The sequence below is a fragment of the Mariniflexile sp. genome (genome assembly GCF_052728615.1).
Map to the genome: position 1 here is coordinate 86,268 of NZ_JBFVFE010000007.1, position 16,675 is coordinate 102,942.

At 35.8% G+C, this 16,675-nt stretch carries 14 protein-coding genes; 7 read left to right on the top strand and 7 right to left on the bottom strand.

The genetic code is table 11. The annotated features are described in order from the left end of the window. Positions 1 to 56: 56 nt before the first annotated feature. From gcvH to ACU1LP_RS04660, 5 genes are all read left to right on the top strand, one after another. Positions 57 to 437, top strand: a complete 381-nt coding sequence (gene gcvH / locus ACU1LP_RS04640; protein WP_445735696.1) for a glycine cleavage system protein GcvH — start codon at positions 57 to 59, stop codon at positions 435 to 437. Continuing rightward, positions 430 to 807 carry a VanZ family protein gene (locus ACU1LP_RS04645; protein ID WP_445735697.1) on the top strand — a complete coding sequence of 126 codons (378 nt, stop codon included), beginning with the start codon at positions 430 to 432 and terminating at the stop codon, positions 805 to 807. The genes gcvH and ACU1LP_RS04645 overlap by 8 nt, the downstream gene beginning before the upstream one ends. A gap of 59 nt (positions 808 to 866) precedes the next feature. Then, positions 867 to 1,586: an energy transducer TonB gene (locus ACU1LP_RS04650; protein ID WP_445735698.1), complete on the top strand. Its 720-nt coding sequence runs from the start codon at positions 867 to 869 to the stop codon at positions 1,584 to 1,586. Positions 1,587 to 1,712: 126 nt separating this feature from the next. Continuing rightward, positions 1,713 to 2,495, top strand: a complete 783-nt coding sequence (locus tag ACU1LP_RS04655; protein ID WP_445734863.1) for an energy transducer TonB — start codon at positions 1,713 to 1,715, stop codon at positions 2,493 to 2,495. A gap of 621 nt (positions 2,496 to 3,116) precedes the next feature. After that, on the top strand, positions 3,117 to 5,216 hold the full coding sequence (locus tag ACU1LP_RS04660; protein WP_445735699.1) for a gliding motility protein RemB: 2,100 nt from the start codon (positions 3,117 to 3,119) through the stop codon (positions 5,214 to 5,216). 287 nt (positions 5,217 to 5,503) lie between these two features. On the opposite strand, the gene mgtE is transcribed toward ACU1LP_RS04660, so the two are convergent. The 4 genes from mgtE to ACU1LP_RS04680 all read right to left on the bottom strand — a co-directional run bounded on the left by mgtE (position 5,504) and on the right by ACU1LP_RS04680 (position 9,976). After that, on the bottom strand, positions 5,504 to 6,877 hold the full coding sequence (gene mgtE / locus ACU1LP_RS04665) for a magnesium transporter (RefSeq protein ID WP_445734652.1): 1,374 nt from the start codon (positions 6,875 to 6,877) through the stop codon (positions 5,504 to 5,506). Positions 6,878 to 6,887: 10 nt separating this feature from the next. After that, positions 6,888 to 7,682, bottom strand: coding sequence for a 16S rRNA (adenine(1518)-N(6)/adenine(1519)-N(6))-dimethyltransferase RsmA (gene rsmA, locus ACU1LP_RS04670; RefSeq protein ID WP_445734651.1), 795 nt, complete (start codon positions 7,680 to 7,682; stop codon positions 6,888 to 6,890). Between the two features lie 83 nt (positions 7,683 to 7,765). Continuing rightward, complete coding sequence (locus ACU1LP_RS04675) at positions 7,766 to 8,131, bottom strand: DUF4286 family protein (protein ID WP_445735700.1); 366 nt, start codon at positions 8,129 to 8,131, stop codon at positions 7,766 to 7,768. A 69-nt stretch (positions 8,132 to 8,200) separates the two neighbouring features. Further along, the gene (locus ACU1LP_RS04680) at positions 8,201 to 9,976 is read right to left on the bottom strand and encodes a tetratricopeptide repeat protein (RefSeq protein WP_445735701.1); all 1,776 of its coding nucleotides are present in this window, start codon (positions 9,974 to 9,976) and stop codon (positions 8,201 to 8,203) included. Between the two features lie 777 nt (positions 9,977 to 10,753). Between ACU1LP_RS04680 and ypfJ the strand changes: the two genes are divergently transcribed. Beyond that, complete coding sequence (gene ypfJ, locus ACU1LP_RS04685; protein WP_445735702.1) at positions 10,754 to 11,653, top strand: KPN_02809 family neutral zinc metallopeptidase; 900 nt, start codon at positions 10,754 to 10,756, stop codon at positions 11,651 to 11,653. A gap of 1,094 nt (positions 11,654 to 12,747) precedes the next feature. Here the strand turns inward: ypfJ and ACU1LP_RS04690 are convergent. The 3 genes from ACU1LP_RS04690 to ACU1LP_RS04700 all read right to left on the bottom strand — a co-directional run bounded on the left by ACU1LP_RS04690 (position 12,748) and on the right by ACU1LP_RS04700 (position 15,464). Continuing rightward, complete coding sequence (locus ACU1LP_RS04690; RefSeq protein WP_445735703.1) at positions 12,748 to 13,125, bottom strand: hypothetical protein; 378 nt, start codon at positions 13,123 to 13,125, stop codon at positions 12,748 to 12,750. A gap of 138 nt (positions 13,126 to 13,263) precedes the next feature. Continuing rightward, positions 13,264 to 14,811, bottom strand: a complete 1,548-nt coding sequence (locus tag ACU1LP_RS04695) for an Rne/Rng family ribonuclease (RefSeq protein WP_445735704.1) — start codon at positions 14,809 to 14,811, stop codon at positions 13,264 to 13,266. Between the two features lie 362 nt (positions 14,812 to 15,173). Continuing rightward, the gene (locus ACU1LP_RS04700) at positions 15,174 to 15,464 is read right to left on the bottom strand and encodes an HU family DNA-binding protein (protein ID WP_117173525.1); all 291 of its coding nucleotides are present in this window, start codon (positions 15,462 to 15,464) and stop codon (positions 15,174 to 15,176) included. A gap of 139 nt (positions 15,465 to 15,603) precedes the next feature. On the opposite strand from ACU1LP_RS04700, the gene mutY reads away from it, so the two are divergent. Next, on the top strand, positions 15,604 to 16,647 hold the full coding sequence (mutY, locus tag ACU1LP_RS04705) for an A/G-specific adenine glycosylase (RefSeq protein WP_445735705.1): 1,044 nt from the start codon (positions 15,604 to 15,606) through the stop codon (positions 16,645 to 16,647). Positions 16,648 to 16,675: the final 28 nt, after the last annotated feature.

Sequence of the window (16,675 nt, forward strand, 5' to 3'; positions counted from 1 at the left end):
TGAATTTAGAATTTGAATAAATACATTTGTGGAATAAACGAATTTAAAACAATAACATGAACATCCCATCAGAATTAAAATACACCAAAGACCACGAGTGGATCCGTATGGACGGCGACATTGCTGCCATAGGCATTACAGATTTTGCACAAAGCGAATTGGGCGATATTGTATATGTAGAAGTTGAAACCGTGGATGAAACCTTGGATGCCGAGGCTATTTTTGGAACGGTAGAAGCCGTAAAAACCGTATCAGATTTATTTTTGCCGTTAACAGGTAAAATCATAGAATTCAATGAGGCTTTAGAGGATGAGCCAGAAAAAGTGAACACCGATCCTTACGGCGATGGTTGGATGATAAAGTTGAAATGCTCAGACCTTTCAGAAGTAGAACATCTTTTGTCTGCCGATGCCTATAAAACACTCATCGGTGCTTAAAAAATCAATATTCTTTTTAAGTATACTGTATACCTTAACTTTAGCAACAGTATGCTTAGTTAAGCTTAATAAATTGCCCAATGTAGGTCTATCTTACGGGGATAAAATATTCCATTTTTTATCGTATTCAGTGCTGGCCATGTTATGGTTTAACACACTTTTGCATACATTCAAATTCAAAAAACGGCGGGCATTATTATATGCAGCACTTTTTTCTGTGGTATTTGGTATAGTTATTGAGGTATTACAGGGAGCACTAACATCCTATCGGTCATCCGACATGTATGATGTTATAGCAAATACCAGCGGTGTATTATTCACTGTATTGATTTTGGCAGTTAAAAATCCAAAAAATATTAAAAAGCGATAAACGCTTGCGTATTTGATAAATAAATAGTTATTTTAGCAATCTTGAAACACGTTTAAATTATGGAACCTAAAAAAAATCCTCAAGCAAATGTTGGGCGCAACAGCTCACTTTACTTCGCCATTGGTTTAGCATTAATGTTATTTTTAACCAATTTCGCTATCAATTACAAAACTTACGATAAAGAAGCCATCGATATTGGCCAGTTGAATATGGACCAAGAATTGGAAGAGGAAATCCCCATTACGGAACAATTACAAACACCTCCACCTCCACCACCTCCACCAGCTGCTCCTGAAGTGATTCAGATTGTAGAAGATGAGAAAGAAGTGAAAGAGACTGTTATCGAATCTACCGAATCTAATCAAGAACAAAAAATTGTAAAGGTAGAGGCTGTAAAAGTGGTTGAAGTTGAAGAAGATCTTGAAGTACCTTTTGCGGTTATTGAAAATGTACCCGTGTTTCCAGGATGCGAAGGCGGTAACAACGATGCCAAGAAAAAATGCATGTCTGATAAAATTCAAGAATTTGTGAATAAAAAATTTAATACGGATTTGGCCAGTGAATTAGGTTTATCTGGAAGACAACGTATTAATGTTATTTTTAAAATTGATAAAACAGGTGAAGTAGTAGGTATTCGCGCTAGAGCACCACACCCAGGTTTAGAAAAAGAAGCTGCTCGTGTTATTGGGTTACTTCCAAAAATGCAACCAGGAAAACAACGCGGTAAAGCGGTAACTGTACCTTATTCGTTACCAATTGTTTTTCAAGTACAAGATTAATTTTTCCTAGTATAAAAGAAGGAATTTTAAAATATAAAATCCCGTTGCAAAATTTGTAACGGGATTTCTTTTTTGGTATGCTTATTGAGACTTTATCATAATATTAACATTTAAACTATAATTATTATGGGCAATCCAAAGAAAACCCACGAACTCATCCGACAAAATGATCAAATCGTGAAAAAATCGCAAAAGCATGATGTAAATTTACGAAAAAACTCCACCCTTTACTTCCAAGTAGGGTTAATTGTCTGTTTACTGGCAGCCTATGGGATGTTAGAGATGAGGTTTGAAACTACAATTCCAAATTACGGATGTCCTACAGTAGAATCAGAAAAAACCTTTTATGTGGATATCCCAATAATTAGACCAAAAGTTGCGGTGTTAGACGAGCTAGTCAAACAGAAACCTAATAAACCGACAGATACATATAAGGAAGGTCCTGATACAACTCCCGATATTTTCGAAAAGCCAGATAAACCAACGACGCAAGTTGCTCAACCGCTTGATCCAAGAGATTTTACACTTGTGGAAAAGCCAGCACATCCCGAAAATTTCCCTTTTGAAGCTATAGAACACGTACCAATTTATCCAGGTTGCGAAAACAAGAAGTCAAACGACGAAAAACGTAAATGTATGTCCGATAAAATTACGAAGTTGGTTCAAAAAAAGTTTGATACAGGTTTAGGCAGTGAGTTAGGTCTCTCAGGTAAACAAGTCATTCGCACGCAATTTAAAATTGATAAAACTGGTCATGTCACAGATATTCAGGTAAGGGGTACCCATCCTGATTTAGAGAAAGAAGCAGAACGTGTTATCAATAGCATTCCAGAAATGACACCCGGGAAACAACGTGATAAAAATGTGGGCGTTATTTACAATTTGCCTATAGTTTTTCAGGTTGAGTAAAACCCACCCCCTTACCCCTCCAAGGAGGGGAGTACCTATAGTTTATGGTTCAAATTTTTAGAAACGTTCGTAACAGTTTCGAATTAATCTATGGCACTTATTGTTTACGCATACTTTTGATAAATTGTGTAAATCCAAATGCCCTACGCAACCTTCCCCTCTTGGGAGGGGCTAGGGGTGGGCCGTGCCTGTTTCAAATTTTAGGATCTTTCGTAAAAATGTTGAATTAATCTATATCACTTCTTACTTGAACTTACAAAACAAAGGTTTTTTTCCTAAATTTAAGGAGCAATTTTAATATTAAAAACCAGTGTTGTCCGATAAAAATGTTTACAAACTATAGTTTGTTCTATTTTTTAAGGTGGTTCAATCAATTTTCGGGCTTTTGACCTAGTTTTGAAATCCTAATAAAGATTTAGGATTCAAAAATTAAAAAAAAATAATTAGATTGTTTATCAGTTAGTTACGACCAAGTCTTTATTCTTTATTCTAACAGCGAAGCGGTCTTAATTCTTTACTGGACAACAATGATTAAAAACGAATTAGTGCCTTTCAGCAAAGAAAGAATCTAATAAAAAATATAGTATCTTTCAGCCCAAAATAAATACTTAATCTATTTTCATGAAAAGATACATGGTGCTACTCCTACTTTTAGTTCAATATAACTCCTATGCTCAGGATCATGCATTATATGAGAAGCCTCCGGTTTTTCCAAAATGTGATAGTTTGCAAATAACCGCATTGCAAAAGTGTTTTGATGCCAATGTGTATGCCCTTATTTATGATAATTTTAAAGTACCGGAACATGTTATCAAAGAAAACTACAAAGGCGAGGTAGTAGTCATTTTTGAAGTGGATACAGCAGGCGTATTTAAAATAATTTATATTGAAGCCATGTATGATACCTTGAAAACCGAAGTAAAACGTGTGTTTTCAGCGTTTCCGAAAATACAACCAGCAACCTATAATGGCAGAAAAACCTACAAACAATATACGTTGCCCATAAAAATTCCGTTGGTCGATCAAACGGAAGGAACCCAAAATTTGGCGAAACAGAATGCCATATCAAAACAAGAACAGCAAGCCAAGGCAGAGTTTGATAGTGTAAACAAATCACTCAAAATCTTTGATAATAAGGCTTATGGCAGTCAGTTAAATATTCCCTTTATCCATAGCGATTATTCGAGGTTTGATAGAAACATGAATCTTGTCGGAACCAATAGTCACACCGCTTCAAAACCACTTGTTTATGAGGACGTTTCGAAGTATTATGATTTTAAAACTGAAAAAGAAAAATTGCAAAAGGAAACGGATACGTGGGCAGGAAGAAAGTTGTGGAACGAACATTTGGTGCAATTGCAAGGAACCGATTATTGGTTTACCATAGACCCGATTTTAGATTTGGAAGTTGGGAAAGATACCGATGCCGATTTTAACTCCACATACAATAATACACGCGGGGTTTTAGTGCAAGGGGGATTGGGCAAGAAGTTCAATTTTTACTCAGCCGTTTTTGAAAGCCAAGGTCGGTTTGCCGACTATGTAAACCAATATGCAGAAAGCTTAAAAGCGTTTGGTCCCGATCCTGCTATTATTCCCGGCCGTGGAATTGCAAAACGTTTCAAAACAGATTCTTATGATTATCCTGTGGCAGAAGCCTATTTATCGTATGCACCGGCTAAGTTTTTAAACATCCAATTTGGGCATGGCAAAAATTTTATTGGCGATGGTTATCGCTCGTTGCTATTAAGTGATGTGGCGAGTCCGCATCCATTTTTGAAATTGAATACCACTTTTTGGAAAATTAAATACACCAATACCTGGATGTGGTTAAAAGATGTACGACCAGAAGTGGTAGCAGATAAAGCGTTTTTAACAAAATATATTGCCAACCATTATTTAAGTTGGAATGTTTCAAAGAAATTAAATATCGGTTTGTTTGAATCGGTGTTATGGACCAACAGTAACAATAGAGGTTTTGATGTTAATTATTTAAACCCCATTATATTTTATAGGGCCATCGAGTTTGAAACTGGGCAAGGTGCCGGAAATGCGCTTTTGGGTGCATCGGGAAAATACAAGTTTAATGATAACGTTAATATGTACAGCCAGTTTATTTTGGATGAATTTTCATTGAGTGATATAAAAGGTGGAGAAAAAAGCTGGAAAAACAAATATGGGTATCAATTAGGGGTAAAGTATTACAACGCCTTTAAGGTTGAAAATTTATTGTTGCAAATGGAATATAACCGTGTTAGGCCTTATACGTATTCGCATAATACCATTGTGCTAAATTATGCCCATAACAATCAATCCATGGCGCATCTTTGGGGTGCCAATTTTAGCGAAACCATTTTAATTGGCCGTTACCATTACAAGCGTTGGTTTGCAGATGCGAAATTGATTTTTGGAGTAAGGGGATTGGATTATAATAACGGAACAGATAATTTTAGTTATGGAGGCGATATTTATAGAAATTATAACGACCGACCGTTTGATACGGGCGTAAAAGTTGGGCAAGGGCTAAAAACCAAAATATTTAATGGCAATATACAAGCGGGTTATTTGATCAATCCGGCAACCAATTTAAAACTATTTACCGATATAACCGTTAGGAATTTTAACCCCGAAGCCGAAACAGCCAGCACATTTAAAAACAATACGGTTTGGTTTAATTTTGGGATCAGGACCGATTTGTTCAATTGGTATTTTGATAACTAACGTGAATAACGGATAAGAAAATTAAGATTGAATTTTTCTTTTTCCTCTCCCTAAAGGGTGGAAAAATTCCTGAAATGTAGAAAATGTATCACCCTTTAGGGTTGGGGAAGGGACATTTTCGGCTCAATAGGGTTATCCATTATTCACATTAACTAGGTTTGTCATTCCTAAGTTTATGCAGAGCGGAGTCGAAGTAAAGGAGGGAATCTCATGTTGAGGTCTGGAAATTTTTCGCTAATACTTTGCTTTCTTTATTAAAGGTAAATTGTGACAAAGCCCTAAATCATTCAAAACCCAAGAATAGCTTTGGCTATTAAAAAGTATAATAAGATTCCGAAAATATCATTGCTGGTGGTGATAAATGGGCCGGTGGCTACTGCGGCATCGATACCGCGTTTGTCTAAAAATATGGGGATGAAGGTGCCTATTAATGCAGCCATGATAATAACTGAAATTAATGCGACACATATAGTCAACGATTCCAAGTAAGTGGTGTGGAACGCAAAATGACTGATTAATAAAACAATAAATGCAATGGCGAGCCCATTGACCAAGCCTAACAAAAATTCCTTTAAAAGTCTTTTTAACAGGTTGCCATCAATAGAATCGTTTGCCAAACCTTGCACGATGATGGCGGAGGATTGTACACCCACGTTTCCTGCGGTTGCTTGAATAAGTGGCACAAAACTTAATAAAATTTTATAATCGTTTAATACCGATTGAAAGTTAGTTATAATAGTTGCTGCCCCAATACCCCCAAACATGCCTATAAGCAGCCATGGCAAACGGGCTTTGGTGAGTTCCCAAATACTATCATCTGCTTCAACATCGGCAGTAATACCTGCTGCTAACTGATAATCTTTTTCGGCTTCCTCTTTCATGACGTCCACAATGTCGTCAATCGTGATCCTTCCTAAAAGTTTTTGATTGTTATCTACTACCGGAATGGCTTCCAAATCGTACTTCTGCATTACTTTGGCAACGTCTTCGGCATCATCGTGCACATTCACGCTATCTACACTTGAAATATAAATATCGGCTATTTTTTGTTCGCTTTTAGCAACAATAAGGTCTTTTAACGATAAGCGTCCCACCAATCTGTTTTGCTTATCCACCACATAAATGGAGTGTACCCGGGTTACTTCTTTGGCTTGCCCCCTTATCCGGCGTAAACAGCCTGCAACAGTCCAGGTTTCGTAAACCTTTACCAGCTCTTTTGCCATCAGTCCACCCGCAGTATCTTCATCATAAGCCAGCAATTCTTGAATTTCTGCTTTATGGTCTTCGTCTTCAATATGCGAGATTACTTCCCGTTTACGTTCCTCGGGTAATTCTGAAATGATATCGGCAGCATCATCGGTATCCAGCTCGCCAATTTCATCGGCAATTTCTTTGGAGGACAGATTTCTTAAAACTTTTTCCCGATTGTCTTCATCGAGTTCCATTAAAATATCGGCAGTCGTTTCAGAATCCAGAAGCTTGATGATGTAAACAGCTTCTGCCAAATCCAATTCATCTAAAATATCGGCAATATCGGCGTGGTGAAAATCATTTAAAAGCTTTTGAAGCGCCTTATCTTGTTTTAATTCGATAAGACGTTCAACCTGATTTATTAAATCTTCAGTCAACTCAAATGGTATGTTATCTAATTCTTCTGCCAAAATATAGCGTTTACATGTCGTTTTCAATTAACTGGGTAAGCTGTATAAACTGCTGTACATTTAATTGTTCCGGACGTTTGTCAAAGATACTATCTTCTCTTAAATTATCGCTTAAATTCAATGTTTTTAAACTGTTACGAATTGTTTTCCTGCGCTGTTGAAATGCTGTTTTTACCACTTTGAAAAATAAGGCTTCATCACAAGGCAATGAATAATCTGCTTTTCGGGTCAGTCGCAGTACGCCAGAATCTACTTTTGGTGGAGGATTAAACACATTTGGGGGTACGGTGAATACATACTCGGCATTATAGAATGCTTGTACTAATACAGATAAAATGCCGTACACTTTACTGCCTTCTTTTGAGCAAATACGTTCTGCCACTTCTTTTTGGAACATGCCTGAAAACTCAGGAATTTGATTGCGCATTTCCAACGTTTTAAAAACAATTTGTGTGGAGATGTTATAAGGAAAATTGCCAATAATGGCAAAAGCCTCTCCTTTAAAAACGTGGTTTAGATCATATTTTAAAAAGTCTTTTTCAATAATTCTGGATGCCAGATTCAAATAATTTGCTTGTAAATAGGCTACCGATTCTGTGTCAATCTCAATCACATAGGTGGTTACCTCTTTTTGCAGCAAATATTTGGTAAGCATACCCATGCCCGGGCCAATTTCCAAAACCGTTTTATAACCATTTAAAGAAAGTGTATCGGCAATTTTTTGAGCAATGGTTTCATCATTTAAAAAATGTTGACCTAAATGTTTTTTTGCTTTTACTTGATGTTGGTTTGGGTTGTGTACCACAGGATTTTGTATGTTAAAAGCCCCCTAACCCCCGAAGGGGGGATGCTTATTTGGATGAATTAATGGTTTCTTTTCTGTTTTCTTTACTCTTTTTTCTTTTTTCTGTTTCTCCCCTTCGGGGTCGGGGGATTAAAATTTACTGAATACTCATCTATAATTTGGAGTTCGGTTCTAAAGGAGAGCACTTTGTCTCCAAATTTTTTAAATCCTTCACTTCTTAATTTCGGGGCATCGTCTTTGTAATAAGCCTCTAAAGCTTCCCTAGAGTTTGTTTTGTATTGTACTGAGTATGTAACACCACCCATGTCTTCTTCCACTAAAACCTTAACTAAAGTGGCTTTTTCAAACTTTCCGGTAGCTAATACTTGTGGAATATGTTCCTTTATCCATGTTAGCCATTCTTCTTGAATGCTTTCGTCTATATTTGAAGTTACGTTGTAAATTATCATGTTTGTTGTTGAGATGTTTGTTGTTAAGTTCTGAAAACTGCGACTGCGACTGAAAACTGCGACTGATTACTAGTTTATAGCATCTCCCCGTAATGCACGATATTTTTTTCTGGCATCAACAAAATAAATACTATCGGCATGGTCAAAAATAATTTTTTCGTACAATGCTTTTGCTTTTTCAGGTTGGTTAAGCTTGTTTTCATAAAGTTCGGCAAGCTTAAAATAAGCATCATCTACTAAAATCCCGTCTCTGTAATTGGCAATAATAGCTTCGTAATTGGCTTCAGCTTTATCAAATTGAATTTTATCTTCATACAATTGAGCTTGTTTAAACAATGCCTGCGGAATGATGGGTTCGGTTTTATGTTCATTTAATATTTTACTTAACAATGCAATAGATTCGTCATTTCTATTTTGAAAAGATAACAAATCTGCTTTCGCATACAATTTTAAAGCGGTTTGCAATGAATCTTCGTATTTGTTATCGGTGATCAATAATTTTAAATCGAGCGCATCATTCGCAATGAGTTGCGATGTGGATGCCTTTAAAATTTTAAGTTGTGATTCTGCCCATTTAAAATCGCCTTTGTAATAACTGGCTTTTGCTACTTTATAGCGTGCTTCTTGCGAAATGGTACTGTTTTTTAAATTCCGCTGGATTTGGGTATAGTAAATAAGCGCATCATTGAATTTTTCCTGTAAAACCAAAATGTCCCCCAATTCCAGTTTTACTTCAGCTTGTTGCAATTCTGATAGTGGCAACCCCAATGTTTTTTCTAAAAACGATGTTGCTTTTTTAGTATCATTTTTATAGAATGCCAAAAAATGGGCATACGCTATTTGAAGTTTTAAAGTTTGGGAAAAAGTGCCGAACTTTTTGAACAATTCTTGATATGTGGCATCAATTGCTTGGTAATTTTCTTTGGAACTTTGTTTGGTTTCGAGCTGCATCAAGTTGTAATGTGCCTCTAAAAGCGTATTGGCATCTTGAGCGGTTTCTGTAATAAAGGTGTAAATTTCCTTGGCGATGTCAAGTTCATTTTCGTTGGATGCAATGGCGGCCAATTCTTCAATTCTAAGCAAACTTTCGGGTTGCCTGTTAAAAATCGCCTTTTCTTGCGCAAATGCTTTTTTGAAATCTTTTTGTTGGATAAACAACCAACTTAACAACTCGTTCCATAGCAGATTAGGTTTTTGCTGTAGTTTTTTAAGTATGATTTTTCGGAAGATGACGTTGTTTTCATTCTCACTTTTTTCACTTATAAAATCGTTGATGGCTCTTTTAATATTTCCTAATGACAGAGGGTTCGCTTCGGCAAAATCAATATAACTTATAAACATTTTTTCAATGTTTCCCTGCTCTCCATATAATTGCGCCAATTGTAGATTGAAATTATAATCGGGTTTTAACACCATCGCTTTTTCATAGGCGATAATGGCTTCGTTTAAAAGCGTATGGTTTTGGAAACTTCGGGCAACGGCAAACACGTTATTCGGATTTTCATCTATACTGGCCAGTGCTTTCCTGTAGCTCAGATTTGCCTGGGCCATATCCTTTTTAAGTTGGTAATTATAGCCTAACTCAACCAAAAAAGAAGGATAATCAACACGTTGGATAAGCTCTGTTATGAAGGTTTCGGCTTCAGCGTACTGCTCTAATTGTTGGTAAGTGGTTATTATTTGTGTGATATAATTAATGTTTGAAGACGATTGTGCATACAGTTTTTTATATTCAAACAATGCTTTTTCATAATCCCCGTTTTTAAAGTATTCTTTCGCGAAGGAATCATCTTGCGAGAATACTTGGGTACTTATCAATAGGCATAGAATATAGAGAATTTTCATAACGGTAAATATAACAAATGCAGATTGCAGACCGTGCTAATATAATTATAAAAAAATGCCCGAATAAAAATTCGGGCACTAACCAACCAAAATAAATCTTTCCATTAACTACCGTTAATTTAAAAATCGATGTATTACTCAGATTGGGGACACTCTTAAATAAAGAAATAAATCCCTATTTATGCGCAATTATTGTTGAATTGTTTTCAGGTTTTGAAATTTCGAAATCTGAAAATAATACTAGAATTGCGCAGAATATGAGAGTAATTAAAATTACTAAACGCTTAATGTTTTTCATGGTTAGTAGGTTTAATGGATTTGGTGGTACTAACTTCTAAAATATTATTAGATGTGCAAAAGAAATTGAAATAAAATCGTTAAAAAGCGTAATTATTTTACACTTAATCGATTATAGAACTTATTTAGATAAGTTTTGTGGGATTTGTAATTGAATTTTTAAAAAAGCTAAACTCCTTTTATTCGTGGCAATTAGTGAAATTCGTATCTAGCAACAGGGACATTGGTCTTAATGCGTTTGCCCCGTAGAAAGTGGTCTTATAGCTAAGATATTTTTTGGGTCTTATAAATTACTTTTTCTAAAGTATAAAGACTAATTGATATTATTTGTAAATTGAAGCACCGTAAAGTACGGCTAATTAATTTTTGATTTATAACAACATGAAACTTCCATAACGGGTTTTTGATGCCCAACGGAATGATTATATGGAAGTCCCGATAGCTATCGGGATGACCGATTAAAAACAATAATATAAACACATGAAATGGCAAGGCAAAAGACAAAGTTCTAACGTTGAAGACCGCAGAGGTCAAAATGGCCCCAGACAAGGTGTTGGAGGGTTTAACCCCATGTTGTTAGGGTCGCTTTTTAAGATTCTTTTTTCAAAAGTAGGCCTTTTTATAGTAGGAGGTTTTTTAGTGGTGTCTCTTATAATGGGAAAAAACCCACTCACTTTAATAACCCAGTTATTAAGTGGTGGAACTGTACAAAGCGAATCGACCGAAGCCTACCAACCTACTGCTAAAGAAGAAGAATTAGCGCAATTTTCTGCTACTATTTTAGCCAATACAGAAGATGTTTGGAACAAACTTTTGAATAATTATAGAGAGCCAACCTTAGTGCTTTTCACAGGTTCGGTGGCTTCGGCTTGTGGGGCGGCTTCTAGTGCTACAGGGCCTTTTTATTGTCCGGGCGATGAAAAATTATATTTGGATTTAAGTTTTTTTGATGATATGGAACGTCGGATGAATGCTCCGGGAGACTTTGCCCAAGCGTATGTCATTGCTCATGAAGTTGGGCACCATATCCAAAAAATCACGGGAATTTCAGATAAAATGCAACGATTAAGGGGACAACTTAGTGAAGTAGAATACAATAAATACTCCGTGAGGGTGGAGCTTCAAGCCGATTTTTTGGCAGGTGTTTGGGCATATCATTCACAAGAAATGACACGTATTATGGAATCTGGCGATCTTGAAGAAGCCTTAAATGCCGCGAATGCCATTGGCGACGACCGTTTGCAAAAGCAATCGAGTGGCAGGGTGGTTCCTGATTCGTTCACACATGGCACTTCTGCACAGCGCATGCGATGGTTTAAAAAAGGATTTGATACGGGCGATTTATCGCAAGGCGATACGTTTAGTGCTACTTCGTTATAGAGATAATTTCTAAAAATCTGAAGATTTATTGTGCTGGGGTTTGTGTTGAGTTTGCTTGCTGTGCCGCCACTAAGCGGAGCTTAGCGGTAGAAGGGGTAACAAAGAAATTTTATAGGTTTTTGAACCCTTCCGTCCTTCGGACACCTTCCCTTGAAAAAAGGGAAGGAATTGTGTAGGGATTCCTTTTGAAATTCAGTTCTAATTATTAATTATAGTTGCTATTATAACTCTCCTCCTTTTTTTCAAGGAGGAGTGGCTTTGGTTTCCCGAAAAGAAACCAAAGACGAGATGGTTATACCTGGGTTTTCATAAGAATTTCAAATAGTATTGTTCTTATCCCTGCTACCGCTAGGCTCTGCTTAGTGGCGTTATGAGTAAGAAAAACAGAAGCTTTTACAATCCAAAATGTATTTGATGCGTGGTTTTGTAACGAATCCTGTGGATTGAAAATATTCTAGTGCAAGAAACTTTCAGGACGAGACACTGTTGCCGCAACTAAGAAGAGCTTAGCGGTAGAAGGGGTAACAAAGAAATTTTATAGGTTTTTGAACCCTTCCGTCCTTCGGACACCTTCCCTTGAAAAAAGGGAAGGAATTGTGTAGCGATTCCTTTTGAAATTCAGTTCTAATTATTAATCATAGTTGCTATTATAACTCTCCTCCTTTTTTTCAAGGAGGAGTGGCTTTGGTTTCCCGGAAAGAAACCAAAGACGAGGTGGTTATACCTGGGTTTTCATAAGAATTTCAAATAGTATTGTTTTTATCCCTGCTACAGCTAAGCTCCTGCTTAGTGGCGGTATGAGTAAGTGTAAAGTAATTCAATTCTGTAATTTGTGGCTAGTACTACACTTGCAATAGCGATTGCAGCGGCATCCTTTTTAAAAACAATAGTGCTATAATTTTGGGTAAAGATAAAAATTGGCAGATTGCTTTTTCCTTTGTCCGCACAATGACGTTTTTAAAAAGATACAGTGAAATATTTATATTCATGGGTTCCATATTATAAAAATATTAAACCACGAATAAAAGCGCGGTGCTTTAGCAATTGCCCAAATAATCATGGTAATGTGATAAAAAATAATTGGAAAATCCCTATTAAAAATTAAAGCCTTTTATCCATAGCAAAGCAGCTTCGTAGGTAGAAAATACTTTAAATTCATATTTTTCATTGATCGCTATGGTCTCATAGAGTGTGCTAAGAGCGGCTGTTTCCGGACTATCAATGATAATGGCAAATATAGCAATCTCGTAACTTTCTAAGGTTTTATTATTTTCATCATTAAAAAATTCTATATCTCTAAAAGAAAAATTAAAGGTGGCATTTCTTGCATCGATGATGCCCTTTAATTTTCTTGGGTAACTTGTGTTGTCTTTAAAAGATTTAATATAGTCTAGAACTTCTTCTGCATTTATATCGGCTTTGAATTCAGTTTCAAGAATTTGGGATTGCTCATTAAAAGTAGAGTTTATCATGGTCGTTTTGCTTTTACTAAAAGGTTGGTTTAGTTCAAATTTAAGCTTAATTTTTTTAAAATCGGACTATTTTATTTGAACGGAAAACTGGAAAAGCAAAAAACCCCTTAACTTTTTAAAAAGCAAGGGGTTTTTAAATTATTTAATTTGTTTACCATCTTTATCAAAAAAATGGTATTCTAAATACGTGTAAGCATCTCTTGGTAAAACTTTAACCCATTTTTTGTGTTCAAAAAACCATTTTGAACGTGTTGATGGAAAACCTTTTGTTAAAAAGGCCGCTATAAAAGGATGTGTGTTTAAGGTCAGCTTTTTATAGTCTTTTTTAAATAGTTGTTCTAGGTCGTGCGTAATTTTTGGCACGATTCCTATGGGTGCTTCAACCTCAGAACCGTTCATTACTTCATCAGGGTTTTCTTCCTGGGTTTTAATGTTCATTTCTGGGCGAACGCGTTGTCTTGTAATTTGTATCAAACCAAATTTACTTGGCGGCAATATTTTGTGCTTAGCTCTATCATCGCTCATTTCGTCGCGAAGGTGGTTAAACAGTTTTTGCCTGTGGTCGGCACTTTTCATATCAATAAAATCTGCTACAATGATGCCGCCCATATCACGCAAGCGTAATTGGCGCGCCATTTCGGCAGCAGCTATTAAATTAACTTCCAGTGCGGTGTCCTCTTGGTTATTGGCTTTGTTGGACCGGTTTCCGCTGTTTACGTCTATAACGTGCAGTGCTTCAGTGTGTTCTATAATGAGATACGCACCTTTAGACATGGAAACGGTTTTACCAAAAGAGGTTTTAATTTGTCTTTCAATTCCGAATTTTTCAAAAATGGGAACATTAGACTGATACAATTTAACTATTGATTCTTTGTTTGGTGCAATTTCTTGCACGTAATCTTTAATTTGAACGTAAAGCGCTTCATCATCAACATGGATACTTGTAAAGGAGTCGTTGAATATGTCTCGTAAAATGGACGAGGCTTTATTCATTTCTCCTAATACTTTACTGGGATGATGTGCTCTGTGCAGTTTTTTACACATTGCCGTCCAACGACTGAGCAAATTTTGTAAATCTCTATCTAGTTCTGCTACTTTTTTGCCTTGTGCTACGGTGCGTACAATAATGCCAAACCCTGGTGGCGTAATGCTTTTTACCAATCGTTTTAGTCGGTCTTTTTCATCTTTGTCCTCTATTTTTTGTGAAATAGAGATACGGCTGGAAAAAGGTACTAAAACAATATATCTACCGGCAATAGAAAGCTCGGAGCTTATTCTAGGGCCTTTGGTTGATATGGGTTCTTTTACTATTTGTACCAATAGCGATTGATTTGATTTTAAGGCGTCAATAATTTTGCCGTCTTTATCAATATCTTTTTCAAATGGGAAATTTTTTAAAGAAAAATCTTTTAGTTTACCTGTGCTTACACTTTTTGTGAATTTTAAAAGTGAAGGCAGTTTTGGCCCTAAATCTTGATAATGCAAAAATGCATCTTTTTCATACCCTACATTTACAAATGCAGCATTTAGTCCGGGAACAGCTTTTCTTATTTTGGCTATAAACACATCGCCAACCGAAAAGTTGTTACTATCCTCATCTTTCTGTAATTCAATAAGTTTTCCATCTTTTAATAAGGCAAAATCAACGTGCTCGGAACTAGATCGAATAATCAATTCTTTATCCATTTAGTTAATTTTTATCCCGATTTATCGGGATGGATTATACAATATTTTTCACAGGTCCCGATAGCTATCGGGATTAATCCGTGGAGTTCATAAAACACCAAAAAGTGTCTAAAAATTTAATGAACTCATTTCAAAGAACTTTGTTGTTTTTAACCGAAAAAAGTAGCTTTCATAACTACTTTTTAGGGCTTATTTTTTCTTTTTGTGACGGTTGGCGCGTCTACGTTTTTTACGCTTGTGCGTTGCAACCTTATGTCTCTTACGTTTTTTACCACTTGGCATAAATAGTGTCTTTTTAAATTAATAATTCGTTTTAATACTGAAACAATCCCGATAGCTATCGGGACAGCACTTTGGTATTTTTATTTAACGTCTACATTTGTTTTAACGCCTTCAACAAAAACTTTTGCTGGCTTAAATGCAGGAATGTTGTGGGATGGTATTTTAATGGTAGTGTTTTTTGAAATGTTTCTACCGGTTTTTTCAGCTCTTGTTTTAATAATAAAGCTACCAAATCCTCTAAGGTACACATTATCACCACTTTCCAATGAAGATTTTACTTCTTCCATGAATGTTTCAACAGTTGCTTGAACATCACCTTTTTCAATTCCTAATTTATCAGAAATTTTTGCTACTATATCAGCCTTCGTCATTTTAATATATTGTTTTTAAGTTACTATAAATTCTAAAAGGGATGCAAATATAGGAATTTAAAATTCAATATTTCAAACCTAATTCATTAAAATTTAAGATTATAAACGTTTATTTTTACAGATTCAATTAATTTAATTAATGATTTTTTCAAAAACACTAAACCATTGGTACTCAAACAACAACCGAGAGCTTCCTTGGAGGCAAACCAAAGACCCTTATTTTATTTGGCTATCAGAAATTATTTTACAGCAAACCCAAGTGCGGCAAGGCTTGCCATATTACCACGAATTTGTACAAGAATTTCCGTCTGTGAATCATTTGGCCAACGCTCAAGAAAGTGACGTTTTAAAATTATGGCAGGGGTTGGGTTATTATTCCAGGGCCAGAAATTTACATGCCACGGCAAAATATGTTGCCAACGAATTAAACGGAGAATTTCCAAATACTCATAAAGACTTAATAAAGCTTAAAGGCATTGGCGATTATACTGCAAGTGCCATTGCTTCTATATGTTTTAGCGAAGCAACAGCTGTAGTTGATGGGAATGTGTATAGAGTGCTTTCTCGCTATTTTGGTATTGATACTCCAATAAACTCGTCAAAAGGTGCCAAAGAGTTTAAAAAATTAGCGCAGGAACTTATTGATGTAAAAGACCCCGCTACCTTTAATCAAGCTATTATGGAGTTTGGTGCCACCCAATGTAAGCCACAAAACCCCGACTGCTCTATATGCCCTTTTAATACGAGTTGTATCGCTTTTGCTGAAAACAGAATCAACGAATTGCCCGTTAAAATCAAATCCGCTAACGCGAAAAAAAAACATTTTAATTTTTTGGTTTTGATTTCTTCGGATGAAAAAACCGTTTTGGAACAACGCGAGGGCAAAGGTATTTGGCAAAATTTATACCAGTTTCCGCTAATAGAAACAAACAAGGGGTATGATTTTGAAGCTTTTAAAACACTGGCTAAGAATCATTCTTTATTAAAAGATAAGCTATTTGAACTGTCCTTATATAATGAAGCGGATATCATCCATAAATTATCGCACCAGCATTTGCACACCAAGTTTTGGATTGTAAAAGTGGATGGTGATTTGGAAAACGGAATCTCTATTAATAAGGTACACGAGTATGCAGTACCCATACTTATTGGAAATTTTATTGAAAGTTTTAATTTTGATTAGATACATGGTGGCAATCGAAATTTTTATT